The sequence below is a fragment of the Desulfovibrio piger genome, assembly GCF_012843875.1.
Classification (GTDB): domain Bacteria; phylum Desulfobacterota; class Desulfovibrionia; order Desulfovibrionales; family Desulfovibrionaceae; genus Desulfovibrio.
This window is the reverse complement of the sequence record NZ_JABAFY010000094.1, coordinates 1-3,318: the sequence shown is the minus strand read 5'-3', so window position 1 is coordinate 3,318 and position 3,318 is coordinate 1. Positions and strand designations below refer to the sequence as shown.

Here is a 3,318-nt window from a genome sequence, read left to right as displayed (position 1 = left end):
ACGAAAATCTGTTTGTTTCATGGGACGAGATTACCACACCTTTTAAAATCAAAAAACATGCCGGACATCCTCTAAAGGAACAAAAATGCCACGTGGCGATAAACATCAGATTATGACATATCCTATTTATATTCCAACAGAAAATGAAATTAACGCTTTCAACATGCTCGCGCTACCAATTTTGAACCAAATTGAAAATATTCGTCGTGAGAATATACGCCTATCTTCTTTACGCGCCACGTTGCTTCCCAAACTCATGTCCGGCGAGATTGACGTTTCAGATATCGCTCTTTGAGAGCGTTACAGTACTATTCTTTTTCAAAAGGAGCTCTCATGTACGAGGAATATACACAGCAGGCACTTCCAGAGAAGCAGTACAGAGAACTACTCGGAAGTGCTCTTTGTGTCTTTAACTCAAACAATTCCTTTATCATTGAAACGGTATTACGGCATAGCAATAGCTATTCTTGGTATTCTTTAATCGATCTTGAGTCAGGGAAATTAAAAAAAGTTGTTCGAGATGCTATATCAAAAGAATATGGAGATGACATTGAGAAACTTTTTTCTGATATTATAGAACAAAGAAATAGAATTGTACACAGTTTCCAAATAACAAATAAGCAAAACAAGCAAGTATTAGCAACAAAAGTATATCATGAAAGTGAACAATTTGAAATCACGGAAGAATATCTACTGAATTTTATAAAGCTGAATGAGAAGTTATCTGATATGCTGCATGATCTGAGAGGCAATTAGAAGTCTTTATAAGTACTCGTACGAGATAATAAGAGGTAGTCCGTCATGCCCTTCACCGAATCCCACTACGAAAATGCCGTAATACAGCTTTTTACGCAACATTTGGGCTATACCTGCGCCTATGGTCCGGACATTGAGCGCGACTACCATTCTTCCTTGTATGAGGAAGAGCTGCTGTCCGCCCTCCGGCACATCAACCCCACCATGCCGCAGGCCGCGCTGGACGAGGCGCTGTACAAGCTGAAAAATTTTGAATCCGGCTCTCTGTTGCAGAAAAATATGCTCTTTACCGACTATCTGCAAAACGGCGTGCCGGTGAAGTATGTGGAGAAGGGCGAGGAGCGATCCGGTCTTGTGTATCTGCTGGACTATCAACATCCGGAAAAGAATTTCTTTACGATCGTCAATCAATGGACAATTATAGAAAATACAGAAAAGCGTCCTGATATAATCCTTTTTGTGAATGGTCTGCCTCTGGTCGTTGTGGAGCTGAAATCTCCTTCGCGTGAAGAAACGGACGCTTCCGCCGCCTATCGGCAGTTACGCAACTATATGCACGAGATACCCTCGTTCTTTATCTACAATCAGATCTGCGTCATGAGCGATCTTACCACATCCAGGGCGGGCACCATTACTTCCGGTGAAGACCGCTTTATGGAATGGAAGACCAAAGACGGCAGCTACGAAAATACTCAGTACGCGCAGTTTGACACGTTCTTTGAAGGATTGTTTGAAAAACGGCGTTTCCTGGATATCCTCAAAAATTTCATTTGCTTCAATGTGGACGGATCGAGGACCTTCAAGATTCTGGCAGGGTATCACCAATATTTTGCCGTAAAAAAAGCAGTCACGTCCACACAGCATGCCGCTTGTACCGATGGCAAAGGCGGGGTGTTCTGGCATACGCAGGGCAGCGGCAAATCTCTGTCCATGGTGTTCTATGCCCATGCCGTGCAACAAACACTGAAAAATCCAACTATTGTCATCATCACCGACCGAAACGATCTGGATAATCAGCTCTACGGGCAGTTTTCCCGCTGTAAGGATTTTTTGCGCCAGACGCCCCAGCAGGCCGAAAGCCGGCAACACTTGAAAGAGCTTCTGGTCGGCCGACAGGCAAGCGGTATCATCTTCACCACCATGCAGAAGTTCGAGGAGACCGACGAAGCGCTGTCGGACCGGCGGAACATTATTGTGATGGTGGACGAAGCGCACCGGGGGCAGTATGGCCTGACAGAAAAAGTCACTACTCGGCAGAATAAAAACGGAGAACTGGAAGTCAGGACCACCATCGGCACGGCGCGCATCATTCGTGACAATCTGCCCGGGGCCACCTACATCGGATTTACCGGCACGCCCATTTCCGCCAAAGATCGCAGCACGCGAGAGGTCTTCGGCGACTATATTGACGTGTATGATATGACGCAGGCTGTGGAAGACGGCGCCACGCGTCCGGTCTACTATGAAAGCCGGGTTATCCGCCTGAATCTGGACGAAGATACGTTGCGGCTGATTGATGCCGAATATGAGGCTCTGGCGGAAAATACCGCTCCCTGCGTCATCGAAAAAAGCAAAAGGGAACTGGGGCAGCTTGAGGCGATTCTGGGAGCCGACCAGACTATTGCCTCTTTGGTGGACGACATTCTGCATCACTATGAACATTATCGGGCCGATTTACTGACCGGTAAGGCAATGATCGTCGCCTATTCCCGGCCCATTGCCCTGAAAATTTACAAGCGCATTCTTCAGCTTCGCCCGGACTGGACGGAAAAAGTGGCCGTTGTCATGACGCAGGGCAACAACGATCCGGAAGAATGGCGAAGCATTATCGGCAACAAGGCGTACAAGGAAGAGCTGGCCCGAAAATTCAAGGATAATGATTCCCCCTTGAAAATCGCCATTGTGGTGGACATGTGGCTGACCGGTTTCGACGTGCCGTCATTGGCCACCATGTATGTGTACAAGCCGATGTCCGGGCATAACCTGATGCAGGCTATCGCCCGAGTGAATCGCGTTTTTGAGGATAAGGAAGGCGGTCTGGTCGTGGACTATGTGGGCATTGCCGCCGCGCTCAAGCAGGCCATGAGCGATTACACCGCGCGGGACAAGAGGAATTACGGCGATCCTGACATCGGCAGGACTGCCTATGCCAAGTTTTTGGAAAAGCTTGAAGTTTGTCGAGACATGTTTCATGGGTTCGACTATGCCGCGTTTCTGACCGGAGATGATCTGGAAAAAGCGCGAAAAATCAGCGGCGGCGTCAACTTCCTGCTGGGCAAATCGGTTGCCGCGCATGATCTGCCCGATAAGGACAAGGTACAAAACGTCTATATCAAGGAAGCGCAACTGCTCAAGCAGTCTCTTTCCCTTTGCAGCAGTCTTGTGGACGAGAAAACACGCTTTGAAGCTGCCTACTTTGAGGCTGTGCGGACGATGCTTGTCCGTCTTGCCAGCGGCGGTACGGGAAAGGCGCTTACCTTATCGGAAATAAGAGGATGTCCGGCATGTTTTTTGATTTTAAAAGGTGTGGTAATCTCGTCCCATGAAACAAACAGATTTTCG

3 protein-coding genes are annotated in these 3,318 nt (G+C 47.8%); all 3 read left to right on the top strand.

The genetic code is table 11. The annotated features are described in order from the left end of the window. The first annotated feature begins 85 nt into the window (after nucleotides 1-85). The gene (locus HF854_RS12200) at nucleotides 86-295 is read left to right on the top strand and encodes a restriction endonuclease subunit S domain-containing protein (RefSeq protein ID WP_168936528.1); all 210 of its coding nucleotides are present in this window, start codon (nucleotides 86-88) and stop codon (nucleotides 293-295) included. Nucleotides 296-333: 38 nt separating this feature from the next. Continuing rightward, complete coding sequence (locus HF854_RS12195; protein ID WP_168936527.1) at nucleotides 334-756, top strand: selenium binding protein; 423 nt, start codon at nucleotides 334-336, stop codon at nucleotides 754-756. 45 nt (nucleotides 757-801) lie between these two features. Further along, nucleotides 802-3,318, top strand: a 2,517-nt coding sequence (locus HF854_RS12190) for a type I restriction endonuclease subunit R (RefSeq protein WP_168936526.1), incomplete at its 3' end; no start/stop codon positions are given.